General features: G+C 45.4%; 16 protein-coding genes. 6 read left to right on the forward strand and 10 right to left on the reverse strand.

Annotated features, from left to right (window positions below; genetic code table 11):
* Positions 1 to 2: 2 nt before the first annotated feature.
* The 6 genes from NBH15_RS06860 to NBH15_RS06885 all read left to right on the forward strand — a co-directional run bounded on the left by NBH15_RS06860 (position 3) and on the right by NBH15_RS06885 (position 6,586).
* Positions 3 to 887, forward strand: a complete 885-nt coding sequence (locus NBH15_RS06860; RefSeq protein ID WP_128132877.1) for a ParB/RepB/Spo0J family partition protein — start codon at positions 3 to 5, stop codon at positions 885 to 887.
* Positions 888 to 908: 21 nt separating this feature from the next.
* Entirely contained in the window at positions 909 to 1,631 is a 723-nt protein-coding gene (locus tag NBH15_RS06865) for a DUF5683 domain-containing protein (RefSeq protein WP_250822268.1), read from the forward strand.
* Between the two features lie 6 nt (positions 1,632 to 1,637).
* A complete protein-coding gene (locus NBH15_RS06870; protein ID WP_250822269.1) occupies positions 1,638 to 3,164 on the forward strand; it encodes a lytic transglycosylase domain-containing protein in 1,527 nt (508 codons plus the stop codon).
* Positions 3,165 to 3,257: 93 nt separating this feature from the next.
* Positions 3,258 to 5,546 (forward strand): RelA/SpoT family protein, encoded by a 2,289-nt coding sequence (locus tag NBH15_RS06875; RefSeq protein ID WP_250822270.1) that lies wholly within the window; start codon positions 3,258 to 3,260, stop codon positions 5,544 to 5,546.
* Between the two features lie 99 nt (positions 5,547 to 5,645).
* The gene (fldA, locus tag NBH15_RS06880; RefSeq protein WP_250822271.1) at positions 5,646 to 6,155 is read left to right on the forward strand and encodes a flavodoxin FldA; all 510 of its coding nucleotides are present in this window, start codon (positions 5,646 to 5,648) and stop codon (positions 6,153 to 6,155) included.
* 44 nt (positions 6,156 to 6,199) lie between these two features.
* A complete protein-coding gene (locus NBH15_RS06885) occupies positions 6,200 to 6,586 on the forward strand; it encodes a DUF2023 family protein (protein WP_186960673.1) in 387 nt (128 codons plus the stop codon).
* A 77-nt stretch (positions 6,587 to 6,663) separates the two neighbouring features.
* Here NBH15_RS06885 and NBH15_RS06890 read toward each other — a convergent pair whose 3' ends face one another.
* The 10 genes from NBH15_RS06890 to NBH15_RS06935 form a co-directional block, all read right to left on the reverse strand.
* Complete coding sequence (locus NBH15_RS06890; protein WP_250822272.1) at positions 6,664 to 8,976, reverse strand: TonB-dependent receptor; 2,313 nt, start codon at positions 8,974 to 8,976, stop codon at positions 6,664 to 6,666.
* A gap of 82 nt (positions 8,977 to 9,058) precedes the next feature.
* Complete coding sequence (locus tag NBH15_RS06895) at positions 9,059 to 9,409, reverse strand: DUF8478 family putative metalloprotein (RefSeq protein ID WP_128132880.1); 351 nt, start codon at positions 9,407 to 9,409, stop codon at positions 9,059 to 9,061.
* Positions 9,410 to 9,528: 119 nt separating this feature from the next.
* Positions 9,529 to 10,257 (reverse strand): nitroreductase family protein, encoded by a 729-nt coding sequence (locus NBH15_RS06900; RefSeq protein WP_128132881.1) that lies wholly within the window; start codon positions 10,255 to 10,257, stop codon positions 9,529 to 9,531.
* A 215-nt stretch (positions 10,258 to 10,472) separates the two neighbouring features.
* Positions 10,473 to 11,753: a phosphopyruvate hydratase gene (gene eno / locus NBH15_RS06905; RefSeq protein ID WP_250822273.1), complete on the reverse strand. Its 1,281-nt coding sequence runs from the start codon at positions 11,751 to 11,753 to the stop codon at positions 10,473 to 10,475.
* Between the two features lie 90 nt (positions 11,754 to 11,843).
* Positions 11,844 to 12,230, reverse strand: a complete 387-nt coding sequence (locus NBH15_RS06910) for a thioesterase family protein (protein WP_250822274.1) — start codon at positions 12,228 to 12,230, stop codon at positions 11,844 to 11,846.
* Between the two features lie 30 nt (positions 12,231 to 12,260).
* Positions 12,261 to 13,934 (reverse strand): DUF6850 family outer membrane beta-barrel protein, encoded by a 1,674-nt coding sequence (locus tag NBH15_RS06915; RefSeq protein ID WP_250822275.1) that lies wholly within the window; start codon positions 13,932 to 13,934, stop codon positions 12,261 to 12,263.
* A 20-nt stretch (positions 13,935 to 13,954) separates the two neighbouring features.
* The gene (locus NBH15_RS06920) at positions 13,955 to 16,747 is read right to left on the reverse strand and encodes a TonB-dependent receptor (protein WP_250822276.1); all 2,793 of its coding nucleotides are present in this window, start codon (positions 16,745 to 16,747) and stop codon (positions 13,955 to 13,957) included.
* Positions 16,748 to 16,824: 77 nt separating this feature from the next.
* On the reverse strand, positions 16,825 to 18,087 hold the full coding sequence (locus tag NBH15_RS06925) for a DUF4876 domain-containing protein (RefSeq protein ID WP_250822277.1): 1,263 nt from the start codon (positions 18,085 to 18,087) through the stop codon (positions 16,825 to 16,827).
* A gap of 110 nt (positions 18,088 to 18,197) precedes the next feature.
* On the reverse strand, positions 18,198 to 18,749 hold the full coding sequence (locus NBH15_RS06930; RefSeq protein WP_250822278.1) for a PepSY-associated TM helix domain-containing protein: 552 nt from the start codon (positions 18,747 to 18,749) through the stop codon (positions 18,198 to 18,200).
* Entirely contained in the window at positions 18,733 to 19,290 is a 558-nt protein-coding gene (locus NBH15_RS06935; protein ID WP_250822279.1) for an OB-fold nucleic acid binding domain-containing protein, read from the reverse strand. The genes NBH15_RS06930 and NBH15_RS06935 overlap by 17 nt, the downstream gene beginning before the upstream one ends.
* Positions 19,291 to 19,435 lie beyond the last annotated feature (145 nt).

Below are 19,435 nucleotides of genomic sequence, written 5' to 3' on the forward strand. Positions count from 1 at the left end.
TTATGGCAGTAATGAAAAGATCGGCTCTTGGCCGTGGATTGGATGCTTTGATCACGATGGACGACCTGAAGACAGGCGGTTCGTCTTCTATCAGTGAGATAGAACTGAGCAAGATTCAGCCCAATCCGGATCAACCCCGTTCTATATTTGAGGAAGAAACACTGGAGGAACTGGCTACTTCTATCCGTTCCTTGGGTGTTATTCAGCCGATAACCCTGAAAGAGATCGGAACCGAGAAGTATATGATCATCTCCGGTGAACGTCGTTACCGTGCTTCTCTGATGGCAGGTCTGGAACAGATCCCTGCTTATATCAAGACGGCAGCCGACGAGAATGTAGTTGAGATGGCGCTGATCGAAAATATACAGCGTGAAGACCTTAACTCGATAGAAATTGCATTGGCTTATCAGAAACTGATAGATAGCTATGGTCTGACTCAGGAAAAACTCAGCGAACGGGTAGGAAAGAAGCGGGCGACTATTGCCAACTATCTGCGCCTGCTGAAGTTGCCTGCCGAGATACAGATGGGGTTGAAAGATAAGAAAATCGATATGGGACATGCTCGTGCCCTGCTGCCGGTCGAAGATCCGGAAGTGCAGCTGGCTCTGTATGAACAGATATTGGCGGAAGGGCTTTCCGTACGTAATGTGGAAGAGATCGTGCGGAACGGAGCTGAAGCTGTAGCGGCAGAAAAGAAAGAGAAGACAGCCGGACGCAAACCGATGCTTCCCGAAGAATTTAACCTGCTGAAGGATCATTTGTCCCGATTCTTTAATACAAAGGTACAATTGGCGTGCAACGAGAAGGGAAAAGGACGCATCACGATTCCTTTTACCTCGGAAGAAGAACTGGAAAGACTGATCGGTCTGTTGGATAAATTGAAATAAGTTGACGGTAGATTCGTGAGGATGAAATTAAAAATAAGCAGGATACTGTGCTTGCTGGTGGTGCTTACGGGTATCTCTTTATATACAAAAGCACAAGGCAAGGCGGTTATACTCGACGCCGATACGGTTGTTGTTGCACCACCCGACTCAATGGTGCAGGCTGTACTTCAGTCGGCTGACTCTGCGAGCCGGGTAAAGGGGAAGGAAATAGATCTGAAACCGTTCAAACCCAATCCGACAAAGGCGGTTATTTTGTCGGCTATTTTGCCGGGATTGGGACAGATATATAACAAGGCTTACTGGAAATTACCTATTGTATATGGTGGTTTTATGGGCTGTATCTATGCGATAACCTGGAATAACAAGAATTATAAGGATTATTCGACGGCCTATTTTGATTTGATGTATGATGTGAAAAACAATGCGGATGATCCGTCTAAATGGAGCAGTTCATGGACGGATATTGCGAAGAAGAACGGATATGATCCGGAAAAATTTATTACGACTGCATCTTATCAGGATAACATCAAGCGCCGTAAGGACTATTTCCGTCGTTACAGGGATTTGAGTATTATTATCACAGCCGGCGTTTATGCTATCTGTATGATCGATGCTTATGTGGATGCCCAGTTGTTCGACTTTGATATATCTCCTGACCTGAGTATGCGGGTGGAACCGATGGTGATGCCTAAGACCAGCGTCAGTGAACGAATATATGGCCTGAATTGCAGTATAAAATTCTAATAATACATGAAATACTTATTATCATTACTCTGTTTCTGCTGTTTCGTTACTGTTGCCCGTGCACAGGAAACAATAACTGAAAATGAAGAACCTCAGTATTCGGACCTTTCCGCCGACTCCCTGTCGGTTGATGTCGGTCTGATACCCGAAAGTCTGGATGCGGATGTTGACAGCCTGCTTCATTCCTGGCATGTGCAATACTTTTCCAAGAAAGATGAATATTGCCATGACGATGCGGCAAATGTATGGTTCCCTGACTCTGTCTACCGGGAACGTCTGGAAAGCCTTCCGCGTGTTATTTCTTTACCTTATAATAAGGTAGTACGCGATTGCATCGATTTATATGCCGACCGCCGCCGTAATCTGGTACGCTATATGCTGGGTATGGCGGATTTTTATTTTCCGATCATCGAACAGGTGCTGGATGAACATGACTTGCCAATCGAGCTGAAATATCTGGCCGTGGTGGAAAGTGCCCTGAATCCTGTTGCTTTATCACGTGTCGGTGCCTGCGGCTTATGGCAGTTCATGCTTCCGACCGGAAAGATTTACGGACTGGAGATCAACAGCCTTGTTGACGAACGTCGTGATCCGGTAAAGGCTACGCATGCCGCCTGTCGTTATTTTAAAGATATGTATGCTATTTATGGTGACTGGAATCTGGTGCTGGCTTCTTATAATTGCGGACCGGGAAATGTAAATAAAGCCATCCGTCGTTCCGGAGGGAAGACTGATTTTTGGGAGATATTCCCTTATCTGCCCAAAGAAACCCGCTCGTATGTGCCGTTATTCATTGCGGCAAATTATATTATGAACTATTATTGCGATCATAATATCTGTCCGATACAGACCAGTATGCCGCTGGCTACCGATACGGTCGTTGTCACTAAAGCACTGCATCTGGAGCAGGTGGCGGATATACTACAAATGGATATTCAACAGATCCGTGCCTTGAATCCGCAATATAAGCGTGATATTATCCCCGGAAACACGGAGCCGTCTGTGTTGAAATTGCCGGTAAACCAGACGTATGCTTTCATCGACAAAGAAGATACGATTTATACGCACCGCGCAGAAGATTTGCTGGAGAATTGTCTGGCTTATAATCCGTCCGACAAAGACGGCGGAAAGTCTTCCAACCGCGAAAAGATTACTCATCGTGTTGCTTCCGGCGAAAATATTTATGCGATAGCCGACCGGTATGGAGTGACTCCAAAAGAAGTACGTCAATGGAACGGTCTGAAGTCGAACAAGCTGGCTAACGGACGGCGCTTGACTTTGTATGTGGATAATGGTGGGGTGGCTTTTGCTTCAACAGCAAAGTCTAAGGCGATACCTAAAACGACTTCTCCTTCGAAAGTAGTTGAGAAACAGGGTAATGGCTATGTTTCTTATCAAGTGAAATCGGGAGATTCCCTTTACACGATATCGAAAAAGTATCCCGGTGTGTCGGCAGCTTTGATACAAAAAGCGAACGGATTACCGAATGCAAATATCCGTCCCGGACAGGTTCTGAAAATTCCTGTGGGATAAAACTTGCTATTTTCTTGGCTTCCGTGCTGATTTTTGATGAATATTTGTATATTTGTGGTTACAGACGTTGTATAAAAAGAAGAGGTTGTAACCATGAGTGATGCGATAGACACAAAAGACACAAAGGAAGCTGGTGACATGTTACCAGCTATGACGGCAGACGAGAAGATGATCCAAGATGGATTTAATGAGCTGCTGGAGGACTATCTGAATTCAAATCACCGGAGGAAGGTGGAGCGCATTACTAAGGCGTTCAACTTTGCCAATCAGGCGCATGCCGGCGTGAAACGGCGGTCCGGTGAACCCTATATCATGCACCCCATTGCCGTTGCACGGATTGTTTGCCGTGAAATGGGATTGGGGTCGACTTCTATTTGTTCGGCCCTGCTCCATGATGTGGTGGAGGATACGGAATATACCGTACAGGATATCAGTGATATGTTCGGTCCGAAGATTGCCCAGATTGTAGATGGGCTGACCAAGATATCCGGTGGTATTTTCGGAGAACAGGCTTCGGCACAGGCGGAAAACTTCCGTAAGTTGTTGCTTACCATGAGTGACGATATCCGTGTAATCCTGATCAAAATCGCCGACCGTCTGCACAATATGCGAACCTTGGGTTCGATGCTTCCGGCCAAACAATTCAAGATTGCCGGAGAGACACTGTACCTTTATGCACCTTTGGCTCATCGCCTGGGCCTCTTCACCATCAAAACGGAACTGGAGGATCTGAGTTTTAAATATGAGCATCCTCAGGAATATGATTTTATCGAACAGAAACTGCAAGCCTCGGAGGAAAGCCGTAATAAGCTTTTCGAACATTTCGCAATTCCGGTCGATAAGAAACTGAAAGATATGGGCTTGCATTATGAGATGAAAGCCCGTGTGAAATCAGCTTACTCTATCTGGAACAAGATGGAGAGTAAAGGGATTACCTTTGAAGATATCTACGACCTGTATGCCGTCCGTATCATTTTTGACCCGCTGCCGGGGGTGGATGAAAAGAATATGTGCTGGGATATCTATTCCGCTATAACAGATGTTTACCGTATTCGTCCGGACCGAATCCGTGACTGGGTAAGCCGTCCGAAGGCTAACGGATACCAGGCGTTGCACCTGACAGTCATGGGTCCCGATGGGCAGTGGGTGGAAATACAGATTCGTAGCCGGCGTATGGACGATATTGCCGAGAAAGGATTTGCCGCACACTGGAAATATAAAGAACACAGCGTAGAAGAAGATACCGAACTCGATAAATGGCTTCAGACAATTACTGAAATCCTGGAAAGTCCGGACCCGAATGCCCTCGACTTTCTGGATACGATCAAGCTGAACCTGTTTACCTCTGAAATATTCGTGTTTACTCCGAAAGGGGATATAAAGACGCTTCCCCAGGGGGCAACCGCGCTTGACTTTGCCTATGCACTGCATACCAATATCGGTAATAAGTGTATCGGTGCGAAAGTAAACCATCGCCTGGTTCCTCTCAGTCACCCGCTGGCCAGTGGGGACCAGGTGGAGATACTGACTTCCCGTTCACAGAAGCCGCAAGCGGAATGGCTTAATTTTGTTACTACGGCAAAAGCCCGTTCAAAGATCGATGCCGTATTGAAGCGTGCCCGTAAAGATGCAGCCAAAGTGGGTGAGGAGAAGGTGATTGCAGCCTTTAAGCGTTCCGAAATGGAGGCAAGTACGTCCAATCTGGATAAGTTGTGCATGTATTTCGGTTTCTCCAAGCGGGAGGAATTCTTTTATGCCGTGGAAAAGGGCGATGTCGTTCTGCCGGAAAATATAAAGAAGCTGTTGAAGGAAAAGACCGATAACGTGTTATTTAAGTATGTAAAACAGGCGTTAGGAGTCGGTGTCAAGAATAATAAGGAGAAAGAAGAGGTACAGAAAGAAGAAAAACCGAAAGCAAAATACGATAAATCGAAACCTTACATCCTTCGTGAAGAAGCCTTCGAACGTAATTATGTCATTGCTGAATGCTGTAAACCTATTCCGGGTGACGATGCGCTGGGCTTCATCAACGATGACGGTAATGTGGTTGTCCATAAACGTTCCTGTCCGATTGCCATGCGCCTGAAGAGCAGTTTCGGCGAACGTATCCTGAATACCGAGTGGAGTAGCCATAAGAATGCTTCCTTTGAAGCGACTCTCGAAGTGAAAGGTATCGACTCGATTGGCGTTTTGAACACAATCACTAAAACTATTTCCGATGACTTCAATGTGAATATCATGCGTCTGCTTATTGAAGCGAAAGACGGTGTGTTTGAAGGAAAGATTAAGATGAAAGTGCATGATGTGGAAGACATACAGAAGATGTGTGTGACGCTTTCAAAGATAAAGAACATAAAGTCGGTCGGTCGTGTGGCTGGTTAATCGGTAGGTATTTTAACCCTCTAAAATACACATTTATAGGTATTGCCTTTGTAAGGGAGATATCTGACCTTTGTCTTCGTCAATTAAAAATAGAATAAGATGAAGACAATAGGTATTTTTTACGGTTCTTCAACCGGGACAACAGAGGATATTGCAAAACGTATAGCAGCCAAGTTAGGCGTGGATGCTTCTAACCTGTACGATGTGGCGAAGGCTTCTCCTTCCGACCTGGCTGGTTATGAGGTTTTGATACTGGGTAGTTCTACCTGGGGCGCCGGTGATTTGCAGGATGACTGGTACGATTTCCTTGCCAAGATAAAGAAACTGGATTTATCCGGTAAGCTCGTGGCTATTTTCGGTTGCGGCGACTCTTCCTCTTTCAGCGACACGTTCTGTGACGCTATCGGAACAATTTATACGGACCTTCAGGGTACCGGGTGCACATTTATCGGAAATGTGGCAACAGACGGTTACTCTTACGATGATTCGACAGCCGTTATCGACGGTCAGTTTGTCGGACTTCCGTTAGACGAACTGAATGAAGACGACCAGACGGAATCCCGTCTTGACTCATGGATTGATTCTTTGAAGAAAGAAGGATTGGAATAATTGATTTTCATGTATTAGTTTTTAAGGTAATATCAGTCAGTGCGATGGTAACGGCCAAAGAGAATAAGATTCCCGGAGAGGTAAAAGTTTTTCTGAATCATATCTACGAATATAAAAAGGGGATACGAAGCATGGTTTTATGCACGATCAATAAATCTTATGAAAAGATTGCCACCGATCGTCTGGAAAGCCAGCAGATTTGCTACGTGAAGCAGGATGCCGGTGAGCGGAGTGTGAATATTTATTTCGGCCGACCTGAATGTATTGAAGCAATCCGTTTGCTGGTTACCCGTCCTTTGAACTTGCTTACTCCTGAGGAAGATTTTATTCTCGGTGCCTTATTAGGATATGATATCTGCATGCAGTGCGAACGTTTCTGCACAAAGAAGAAACAGGCATTGTCATCCGACTTGGCTGGTATGGTAGGATAGTTTTCCCTAAAATTGTTTATTTACCCCCGTTACCCCGCTTGGGATAGCGGGGGTTTTCTTATATATATCAATTCTTTCTAATAAGAAATCTTAATCCCCGCAAAATAACTTCTCGGTGCGGCCGGTCCGTAGATATAGGCGGAGTCGCGTTTGCGTCCCTGGTCGAAGTCGGACTGGTAGGCTTCGAAGATATTCTGTACACCGGCGTTTACTTCCAGGTTGATGTCTTTGTAGATGTGGAAGTCGTATGTCAGCTTGATGTTCATGTCGAAGAAGTCCGGTGTTTTGACCGCCTTGTCCATCGGGATATAGCCGGCCAGGTGCTGTACCAGCATGCTTCCGGTATAAGTACCCGACAAAGCTGCTGTGAAATGTTTCAGCGGAGTCAGTGTCGAGGTGAAGTAACCGTAGGTATTGGGAGTGCGGAACATTTTCCGTTCTGTCGGGACATTCTCGTTATCGCTCCATTTCTCCGGCTCGTTGTAACGGCTGCGCTGCAAGGTGACGCCTGCCTGTAAGGACAGCCAGGAGGAGAGAACGCTTTTTCCTTCGAGCGTCAGTCCCATCACTTTAGCTCCCGAACCGTTACGGCGTTCTTTGATGATATTACCCTGCTCGTCTTTACCGATGTCCTCCAACACAAAGACATCGCTCAGGCTGGTGTAGAATCCTTCAATCAGGAAATTTGTCTGGATTCCGTTCTTGAAACGGTGATAGAAGTCGACCGATGTGCTGAGACTTTGCGATTTCTCTTCTTTTAGGTCTTTTGCACGTTGTATCATCGCTATTTCACCACCTACGGCAGAGATGTGCATATCCTCGTCGAAAGCCTGCGGGGCACGGAAGCCGCTGGAGTAACTGGCACGGATATTGATATCCTCCGTCGGATTGAAACGTACATTGGCACGCGGACTGAATATCACATTATCTATCATATTATGTTTATCCATACGTGCTCCGATCAGGAAACTCCACATTTTGTTTTTCCATTCGTTTTGCAGGAAAAGGCTTTCGATGTGGACTTTCTGGTTCGTATAGCGGTTGTAGCCTATCATTTCATCTTTCAGATGGTCGTAATTGTATTCCAGTCCGGCTGTCAGGTCCGACGGCATAAACAGGAACTTGTCGAAGCTGTAGGCATACTGTGTTCCCGCCATAAAAGTAAGGTCGGTAGTCTTGCCGTAGGCATTCGGGTCTTGTGTTGTACCGTAATAACTGTCGCGGTCGGTGTTCTGGGCCGAAGTGAAGACGCTGAGCCTATGTTTGTAATCGGAAGAGAAAAGGTCGAACTTCAGGCCTCCGCCGTCGATGGAATGCTCCAGTTGTTCAGCAATATCCGCTTCATGGGGCGGACGGTCCAGCAGGTTACCGCCACGGCGGTATTCGTTCATGTGATGATATTCGAATGTCAGCTTGCTGTAAGTGCTTGTTTTCAGGTAGGAACGGAAACCGACCGTCTGGTTTTTAAGTTTCGGCAGTTCGGTATAACCGTCACCGTCATGGTCGTAGCCGGAGCGATGGCGGTTCTGACCGAAGATGTACATGCCGGCTTTACTGTTGTCCGTCACCAGCGAAGCGTTCAGTGTCGTGTTGTTATCGAAGGCCGAACTTCCTCCGATAGAAGAAATCGTATGCGTCAGTTCCCCGGAATTGCGCAATGGCTCTTTGGTAATGATATTGATGGTCCCCGCAATGGCGGAAGAGCCGAATAAGGCTGAGCCGCCGCCGCGCATCACTTCGACACGGTCAATCATATTCGCTGGAATCTGTTCCAGTCCGTATACCCCCGAAAGGGCGCTGAAGATTGGGCGCGAGTCGATTAAGATTTGTGTGTAAGGCCCGTCCAGCCCATTGATACGTACCTGTTGGAAACCGCAATTCTGGCAGTTTGTCTCAACACGTACACCTGGCTGAAAATTCAGTCCCTGCGCCAGATTTACCGCATTGGTCGTTTTAAATAGCTTCGAGTCGATGACATTGACCAGGGTGGGAGCCAGGCGCCGCGAAGTCTCGCTCCGGTTTGCCGAGACGACTACGCCGTCCAGGGCAATCCGGTCTTCTTCCAACTCGACGTTTATTTCCTGTGTTTTCCCTTTTACCAAGGTTACTTCGCGGGTCACGGTTTTGTATCCGAGATATTTGAATTCGAGTGTAAACTTGCCCTCGGGCAGGTTTTTCAGGAAATAATGACCGGAATTGTCCGTGCTGGTCCCTATGGTGGTCCCTTTCAGCATAACGGTGATGAAAGGCAGGTGTTCGCCTGTTTCTTTGTCCAGTACATGTCCGAATACATTGGCATCCGAAGCGTTCATTTTCTCGTCGTCTCCTGTTGCCTGTGCAACCGTAACGGCACAGCAAAGGCATAGCATAAGTGTTATAATCTTATTCATTTTAATTTGTTCTGATAAATAGGTAATACAAGGGATGTACCTGTTTGAACACAGGCATCCTAACAAAAAAAGTCCGTATGTATCAGATTACAGGAGGGGCACGAAGAGATAACTTTCCCCGTACAGGGAGCAGGTAATCCGGGTAGACCGGATTATTTCTGAGTATAAATAATGTAGTAAGAAAAGCGGCAAGCAGAATCGAAACAAACGCTGCTCCGCTGATTTGAATCGTAGAAAGCTGATGAAGCAACTGGAACTCCGCGTAACCATGTTCATGGTCCGGTCGGCCGTCGTCCGTTTTATGGTAAGGGTGCGAATGGACTATCGTTACCCCGTTCACGATATGGACGTGGGTAAACGCAATCAGGCATCCCAGATACGCAATAAACAGTGCGGGGAGCGCTATACGCAGATATTTCCTGAACTTTTCCATCACCTTGTTGCAAATATAAGGTATTATACGGTATAAAATGGCAAGTCTGGTATTAAATCTGTATTAAATACCTACTGCTAGGTATGAAAACAGGAGCCTCTCCCCGTTTGAAAGATAGATTAAATCCTATGATAAACTTCGTTGAACGGCACTCTGCATCGTTCTCCCCAGATGCCTCTGTTACCTTTTCGGATGCCACATGGAATGATCATATTTATCCCGGCACCGTGCGGTAATTTCAATAGTTTTTTGATTTGTGTACTGTCGAAACCCTCTAAAGGGCAAGTGTCGTATCCTTCATTTGCCATGGCAATCATAAATGTCTGGGCAGCCAGTGCACAGGATTTGTGAACGACGACGCGCATGTCGCTTTCGGAAACTTCACGTACCATAGGGCGAAAGAGGCCGATGCTTTTAGCTAGTATGACCCTTAAAAATCCCAGCAAACCGAAGAACCTGGCATAAAGGAACGGCATTACTTTCCCATAATATAATTCTCTGTCTTTGATACGTTTCTCCTGGCGTTCCTCGGGACTGTTCCGCAGGATATTCCCTTTCTCGAACTCGAGAACGAATTTTGCCCGTTTCTTATATAAGTCCTGACGGGTAACGAAAATAACTATTTCCGGAGCTGTGGAGGCTGCTGTCTGACCCAGACAAGCCTTCGAAATCTTTGCTAATAATTCGGGTTCTGTAATTTGATAGAATTCCCATAATTGCATATTCGAACTGTTGGGAGCCAGCGTTGCCAGTTCCAGACATTGTTTGACCTTTTCCGGGTCTATCGGTTTTTCTTTATCGTATATCCGCACAGAACGGCGGAACTGCAAGACTTCTGCTAAATTCATTTTTGATTCTGTTTAATTAAATAACTTCTTTCTTATCTGATAGATTTTCGCCTAAAAACAACTGATGTAAAATTATAACATAATTGTGAGTTAATTGTATTCCGGACGGAAGGATTATTAACAAAATTTCAGCAGGTCAAGCAAAAAGAGCCTCTCCTCACGGGGAAGCTCTTTAAAAACTTTAGCCTTAAGTGTGCAAATTAGCGATTATGATATTATTTCAATCTTTTATATCCATAAACGGCACGTTCGCCCAGTTCTTCTTCGATGCGGAGGAGCTGGTTGTATTTAGCCATGCGGTCGGAACGGCTCAGTGAACCGGTCTTGATTTGTCCGCTGTTGGTCGCAACGGCGATGTCGGCAATCGTAGCATCTTCCGTTTCACCTGAACGGTGTGATGTTACGGTTGTATAGCCGTGGCGGTGTGCCATTTCGATTGCATTCAATGTTTCTGTCAGTGAACCGATTTGGTTTACTTTGATAAGGATGGAGTTGGCACAACCTTCCTGGATACCTTTTGACAGGAAATCGACGTTGGTAACGAACAGGTCGTCGCCGACCAGCTGGCAACGGTTCCCGATACGGTCGGTCAGTTTCTTCCAGCCTTCCCAGTCGTTTTCGTTCATACCGTCTTCGATAGAGTCGATAGGGTATTCGTTGATTAGTTTTTCCAGGTAGTCTACCTGTTCGTCGGAAGTACGTTTTACGCCTTTGTCGCCTTCGAACTTGGTGTAGTCATAGATACCGTCTTTGTAGAATTCGGAAGAAGCGCAGTCCATGCCAATCATGATGTCTTTGCCCGGTTCGTATCCGGCAGCCTTGATAGCGGCAAGGATAGAGTTCAGTGCATCTTCTGTTCCTTCCAGTGCGGGAGCGAAGCCACCTTCGTCACCAACAGCAGTGCTCAGGCCACGGTCGTGTAATACTTTCTTTAAAGCATGAAACACTTCGGCGCCCATCCGCAGACCTTCCTTGAAAGAAGAGGCGCCAACCGGACGAATCATAAATTCCTGGAAAGCGATGGGAGCATCGCTGTGTGAACCGCCATTGATGATGTTCATCATCGGAACCGGCATAACGTATGTGTTAGTTCCGCCGATATATCTGTATAAAGGAATATCCAGATAGTTGGCAGCCGCTTTGGCAACAGCCAGGGAAACACCGAGGATGGCGTTTGCTCCGAGGTTTGATTTGGTCTTTGTCCCGTCCAGTGCCAACATGGCATGGTCGATACCGACCTGGTCCAAAGCAGACATGCCGACGAGGGCCGGAGCGATTATCTTATTAACGTTTTCAACAGCTTTCTGTACACCTTTGCCGCAGTAACGTTTCTTGTCGCCGTCGCGTAATTCAAGTGCTTCGTGTTCGCCGGTAGAAGCTCCGGAAGGAACGGAAGCTCTTCCCATTACGCCTGATTCCAACAATACATCTACTTCTACGGTAGGGTTACCTCTTGAGTCGAGGATTTCACGTCCTGTAATCTTTTCTATTTTCATTGTTTGTTCATTTTTAAGACGGAACAAATGTAGAAAGATAACGGAGAACGTGAAATCACTATAAATGGGCATTCTACGCCCGTAAAATACCTATTTGTCGGTAGGGTAAATCTTTGCGAGGAACTTCTCCTTATCCACGATAAAGCGGATATGTGTCCCTTCGCCGATTACGCCTTTGGAGTCGTGCGCCACTACTTTGAAAGTCAGTTTCCGGCCTTCGGCTTCTTCAAGTGTGGCGGTTGCCGTTATTTCTTCTCCCATCGGGGAGGGTTTGATATGGGAGGTATTCATCTGTGCCCCGACCGTCGTCGAACCTTCCGGCAGTCCGGCGGCTACGGCCAGCATCGCTGCATTCTCCATCAGTGCAACCATTGAGGGAGTGGCAAAAACGTCCAGGTCGCCCGACCCCATTGTCTGGGCTGAGTTAGCTGCACTTACTATCGTACGGCTTGTGTGTTGTAATCCTTTTTCCAGCATGTTCTTTAGTATATAATTCGAATTGGGCGGCTAAAATACAAAAAATAGAGAGCCGCTTCCCCATATTTCATCATGTTTGTCCGGAGTGGGCGTTATCATTGGGGCTGATGAGGCGAAGCCGATGTCTTGTGTGTAAACGGCTTCCTTGTCGCGGTTGCCGGCTTTGTTCATCAGTTTGAGATTCGCTCCGATGCCGAATTTTTTCAAATGATACACATAAGTTGCCGCCAGTTGTACGGACGTAAAAGTACTGTTATAATAGGCATAAGGGGCAAATGTATGTTGAAAGTCGAGATGTTCGATGTTGGTGTTCTTCATGGCGACATCGTATTGATTGTCTGTTGTGAGTTGTTTGATGAAAAGACAGGAAATGTCCGCTTCCGATTTTTTCAGTTTCATTTTATATCCGAGACCGATATGGGGAGATACGGTTCCGTTCTTTACATGGTAATTTTCTTCTTTGTATTTCTCTTCACGGGTGAATAAGGCCGCACCACCGGTCAACTCCAGTGAATGGAACGGATTTATCCGGTAACTCGCTTTCAGTTGTATCAGGCTTTCCGACTTAGAACTGCTGTACTTCTGTTGTGTATCGATTAAACGGAAGTCGTAGATGTTGTTTGCTTCGTCCACCAGGTATTGTTCGAAGATATTTTCGTATCCCCGCCGTTTGTCGGTGTTGTTTTCCAGTAATAAGGTTAAGCTGACCGGCGATGCAGGCTGCCATTTCAAGCGTATGACAGGATGAAGCCGGTGAGTACGTGAAGCATATAAATCCCTGATGTCGGACTCTTCTGTTTTTACGTAATCGTACCGGTAGCCTAGCGCTGCCGATAAAATGAACGGTTTGTCAACAGGAGACTGATACGTGACTGTGGCATTTCCCTCATTCATATAATACATCCGGGAATAGCCGAACAGTACGCCGCTTAGTCTGACATCGTAAAGTCCGAATCCGTAACCGATAAAGAACCGGTCCTGCTGTCCGGGACGCCAGTAACGCATCGTGATATGTTGTTTGTTACGTTCAAAACCAGCCTGTAACATGACGAGATGTTTGTTGAAGAGGCGGCCGGCTCCAAGCCCCAGGCTCAGCCATGTTGTATTGTTCAGGACTCTCGGGTCAGACTTGCGGTGTGCCTGTTCGCCGTGAAAAGCGGCATATACACCGAGAAACAGCTCGTTCAGACGGAAAGAATAGCCGCCTTCTATCTGGTAATCTTCGAAATGAAAATCGCCTCCAACCGAATCAGTCGATATATAAGGCTGATACAATTCCGCATAACGGGTTGCGTTCCACCCGATATGCTGATGTTCTTCCCGGGCGTATTGGGCTGTACCGAAGATTGTTCCGGCTGAGGCTATCGAGTACTCGCCGCTTCCCGTTATCCGGAAATCTTCAAAGGCATTGCCTTCGTATGGTAAGAAATCTCCGTCGAGATTGCCTGCGGCATAGCCGGTTGCTAATATGGAACGGTATTTGCCGGTGTCGGCCAGGTCGTCATAGGTATGTTTCAGTTCGTAGAAAGCCGGGTTTTTGTATAACTGTTGCTGCCATTTTACTTCCATGTCGGATACAAACGTATTATAACGGCTTTCAGATGGAGATAGCGGTGTTTGTAACCGGTTGAATAGCGTCGCTGTCTGTGCCTCTGTCTGGAATATCGTCAATAAGCAGCCCGCAAGCAGGAATAAAAATCTCATTTGTATATATTGTATTGTTGTCATAAACTAAAATTCAGGAATAATTCAACACCAAAATAAGGGTCGGTCCATTCCCTGTCAGTCTTCTTTCCTCCGGTGGTGTATTTGGGATTGATATCGATAATACCATTGACAAAAAAGGAAAGTTTAGCGAATTTGTTAAACTCTTTGGTCGCTTTGATATTCCAAAGTAGTGAGACCGGTTTGGTGTTGCGGACATAATCAATCGGTAAGATTGTTTTTTTCAGGTGACGGAATATCATATCTTCCGAGTCGATTTTTAGGATAACTTCCGGTGTGACAGTATGTGCATTTCCATCTAGGTCGATATAAGCGTAAGGGTATTTCTGGTATAGGTCTTTATACTGGGTGGACGAAAACCAAACGAGTTGCACGAAGTTGGTAAATATCAGTTTGAACTTGGAAATGTGTGTATTCAGCCATATATTCGTATTGAAACGCCGGTATTCATTCTGAGGGTCGGTCTGATAGATACCGACATACGGATAAACCTGGCTGGCAATCATCTTGTCCGGATAATAATACTCAGGCAGAACGGAGCCATAATTTGTTTTGTAAAATGCTCCGTTCAGTTCAACACTTGTATATATCGGTTCTATTCTTGGAAAAATAACCCGGTACTCCACTCCTTTCTTGATTGTTTTCTTACTGTTCATCACCCGGGAGGAATTGGTGAAGATACTGTATTTCTCCTTTTCATAATCATCTTTTTGGGGAATATGGTCGTTGAAGCTGACACCTGGTTTTAGGGTTCGGTACAAGTCGTAAGTCAACGGATTATAAACCTTAAAGTATTCGAAACCTGAACTGGTCTTTTCGTAGAATGCCGTAACGGAGATATCGAATCCCTGATATTCCATGTCCCAACCCAGTTCTATCTTTCGGTTTCTATTTTCCCGAATGTCCTTATTGACAACATCATAGATGTTAGTGTATGTAATCAACCTGCGATATTCTTCTTTATTGCTGTAAGCGTTTAACATATAAAAGTCTTTATATATTTTTTCAGGATACAGATAATCGAGTGTGGGAAGTTTATTTTCTTCACCATATCCGGCGCGAAAGGTATTTTTGAAAGAATGTCCGAAGGTGTACGATATGTTTACACGCGGCTCGGCCAGCACTTTACCGGAGAGGGCATAATCGTCGGCCAGGTTGAACATTTCGGTGAGCCGTCCGCCCAGTGACAGTTTGAACAGGTTGTTGCCTGTACTATGGAGCAGTTCGGCTTGCAGATAAGCAGCTCCGATAGATAATGCCGGAATCTGATGGTTGGGGCGTGGACGCATATAGGAATTGTCATAAGGATAGGGCGGGCGTGTTTCATCTTCTATCACGGCCCCATCGCCCCGGTTCTTCGATCGGCGGTATTCTAACCCGTAAAACAGGTTGGTGCTGACCGGTGTACTCAGCTGGAAACGAGAGGTTGCGTTTAGTTGGGTGAACAGGTTTACCGGTATGTTGTCGATATAGAAATCGCTGTAATATTTTCCGGGTAGGAACATTCCTTCATGTTCTCCCTCTTCTTTCGCCAGCGGAACGTTAAGGGGACCGGAAGAAGATAAAACCATTTTGTGGCGTGTAATCTTGTCGAAGACTACATCGGAAGACAACAGTAACTCCAGTTTTTCGAGCCACGAACGGTTCAGGGTGAGGTTTCCTTTGAGCAACAGGCTTGTCTTGGAATAATCCGCTTTATAAGTTTCATTATATTCATAAGTTAGTTCGTCTTTTTTCATTTTGTTCATAGAAATGGTCTGGTTTAATTTGGCATCGAGGTCGAGGCGGTAGTCTCCGAATTTGAACTGGTTATTATAATAGGCTTGTGCCGTAAATCGGGAAAATTTATCCATTTCTTCGCGTATATCATCAATCGAATGAAGATAATCGGCTCCTAAGTGGAGTGTACCTGCTTTTTCAGATAACTTGAAACCTTTTCCGGCATAGACTAATTTATTTTTAAGGTCGGCTTTTACCCGGACACGGAGTGGGGTAACCCCATATTTGGAGTGTACCTGTATCAGTCCGCTGGACAGGTTTCCGTGTTGGGCTGAAGAGATGCCACGGGTAAATTCCACACGCTGGATATGGTCGGTCGATATATAACGCATATCGACTCCCTGGTTCATTCCGGTACGGCTCTTTATTTCGGTATCACCACTGAAAGAACTGGAGTTGTCCGTTATTCCTATCATTTGTGTACGCATGGCATCGTTTACAATGGGTGCACCGTCTGTCATAACAGCTACTCCCAGCGAGGTGTTGGCATCGCTTCCTGCCTGTCTTGAGGATATTTGTCCGAAGCTACTCATGTCGTTTTCCTGATATACATTTCCGGGAAGGAGTAAAAGGACATCAGCCAGGGAGGTTGGCTGTATGTATTCAATAGCCGATTCATTAACGACCAGTTTGTCCCGTTGTGTCTTTTTAGCCATTACTTCGAACTCAGGAAGGGCGATACTGGATACGGCCAGTTTGATAACCAGTTCTAAGTCTTTGTTGACTCTGATTATTCTGCTTTCTGGGCTGAACCCCAGACTGTTGACTTCTAATTTGTGTTCGCCGGGCGGGACTTTGTTCAAGATGAAATGACCATCTATATCACAAACGGTCCGGATGCTGTGTTCCTCTATTTTGACAAGCGCAAAACTGGCTGGCAGACCATCTGTGGCCGAGAGTACGGTACCGCGTAAAGTATAGGTCCCTTTGTCGTTTTCTTCCGCAGTAATCCTTTGGGAGAGAAGAAAGACAAAGAGTAAGGAAATGAATAAATTAAATTTGTAACGAGGCATTCTGACTACTGTATGTTTAAAGAGGAATGCCCCGGACCGATTGGTTTGGGGACATTTTCTCTGATTAAAAAAGGCTTTTATTTATTACGCCATCCTTCGGGGAAGGCAGTCTGTCCTTTGCGGATTACAAAGTCATCTGAAGAATTATTTGTATCCTGATAGAATACCTGGTTCCCGACAACGATTTCTTTGCGTATCGCCAATTCCTGACGATGGCATCCTGATACGAGAATCTTGCCACGGTCGACAGTTTCCGGAATAGTTCTTGTTTTAATATCTTTCGGAACGTCACTGGTCTGTACACCGTCAATAATCATTTCTGTCGGAACAGAAAGAATTTGAATGGTAATTGTATCAACTGGTGTTGTTTCGGTTGCCGGTACAGCATGTTTGGAAGTGCTTATGTTTTCCTGATAGAACTTTTCGACGGTAGCCTGCTCTCCATTATCGAGTTTGAACATTAAAGGAGCTACGTAGCCTCTGGGCTGAAACATGAAACCGTATGAATCTCCGTTCTCGGTAATCAGCACATTCGGAACGGCCGGATTGTCAACGTCGCTGGCATCTGGACCAAAATAGATTTCAAAATCGGCACCGGACATATCTGCCGCATTATCATAACCTTCCACCGATGAATGGTCGATGGCTGTGAATGCAACGACTACTTTTTCGCCCGCTTTTACCAGATGTTCTTTTCCATTCCCCGGAATGGTGACGAAACCGCCGATAGGAACTTTGTTCGGCATATATTTATCGTACCATAATTGCTTGTCCTGCCAGGAAAGGTGATGGGTTACCGCTACGGATAATCCGTCGATATACAGGTCTTCGGCAGTCGGGTTGAAGACTACGAAATATTGGTCCGGGTGCATCATTCGTCCGGAGTTCGTTTCTCCGTTAAAGAATATCTCACTGAAAATGAAGTTCTGTCCGTTTGCATTTGCCGGCAGGGCATTCAGGTTCCCTTCGATTTCCTGCCCTGTCTGGTTAACGGATATATTTTCCATTTTTACTGAAATATAGATAGAGTCGGCACCTGCGGTATTTTGTATCTTTTCTTCAATAGAGATATTATAAGTACCCATATAGAGATTGACCAGTCCCATCCCTGTTGCATCCAGTACACAGTGGGCCGTATCCTGGTTACGCATATTTGTGAAGACGGCGGTAAGCCCCTCTATTATATCAGCATCGAAGGTGTCTTCGATGACCGGTTTTGCTGAAAACTTCACCAAAACCTTTTGTTCGGTAACGTCTTTTTTATCGTCGTCGCTGCACGAGCAGAAAAAGCTGGAGCCAATTAATCCGAGGGCCAGCGCGAAAGGTAAAAACTTATTCATTGCGATTTTTTTTAATTAAAATTATTAACAAGAAAACATAATAAGAACCTGGCCAGGGCTGGATAAGCCTTGTCTGAATTTATTTTTATTATAAACCGGGTAACAATCTGTCAGGAGAATATCACGTAGAGTATAGGAATTATCAGACCTGCCAACAGCAGCCATTTACCGCGTCCGCCCACACCGTATTTGCCTTTGACGATGGCTATGCCGGAGATGGCAAAGAATAAAAGTGAAACGGCGAACAGGTCGGCCATCACATTCCAGCCGTTTACACGGTTGTAATGTAGTTTATTAACCCAGTAGACGAAAGGGCGTTTCTGATGTATCTCATATTCCAGTTTTCCTTTTGGAACAGTATAGATACCCATTCCCCTTTCGCACATTACTTTTATGTGCGTGTTGTCGGTCGAAATTATTTTTTTGACAGGTGGTAGCCGGAGTATTTCCAGCCATTGTTTTTCCAATTCTTCCTTAGTGAGATTTCCCTCAATGTCTATTACTTCTTTCCGGGTTTTAAACGCAGGGTCTTTCCCATTCATATGGTTTAGCAGAAACCCTGATATCCCGTAGATAAAGCAAACACCAACCAGTAAGAAACCTAAATCACGGTGAACGCTTCGTAGCCAATAAAGGATTTTTCCTTTATTTAACCACTTCATAATGAGTTGCGTTTACATAATAAACGGGGTAGTAATCTTTACCCTTGTCGGCCATCCACTCTTTCATCTGGTTTACATTCTTCATGACGGCATCGCAGCGTTCCATCTCGCAGCCTTCTTTTTCCATCTCCTCTTTTACAGAGGCTTCCTGTTTGCCTATGACCTCTTTAGTGATGCGGTGTTCTTGCAAAATGCCTTTTACTTCTATCTCCGAACCAATCAGTTCTTTGTCGAATGAGGCAATATCGCCGCCGGCCATTACCTGTACAGACATATCCGAACCATCTTCGCCCGAGAGGAAACATTTCTTTCCGGCATGTTTGCAAACGTGTGTTACGAAGCCTTTTACGGCTACCTCTTTATCGACAAGCGAATTGCCTTCCTTCATCAGTTTTTCAGGAGTATAAGCGTCGGCGATAGCTTTGGAAGCGGAGGCCGCGCAGCAACTCTTTTCTTCTTGTTGCGTCGTCTGCTTATTATTGCTGTTGCAAGCCGTGAGGCAGAAAGCTAAGCATAACGACAAGGATAAATACTTAAACATAGATTTGAACAATTAATTAATAATGCGAATCAGGAGTTGAAAACAGCTTCTGATTCAGGTTTTAAAAATTTATAATTCAGTTAATTATCTCATTGTTTTATTTTATATTCTCCTTGAAAATCAATATATTAGAGTAATAATTCCA

It is taken from the genome of Parabacteroides caeci, assembly GCF_023656795.1.
Taxonomy (GTDB): domain Bacteria; phylum Bacteroidota; class Bacteroidia; order Bacteroidales; family Tannerellaceae; genus Parabacteroides; species Parabacteroides segnis.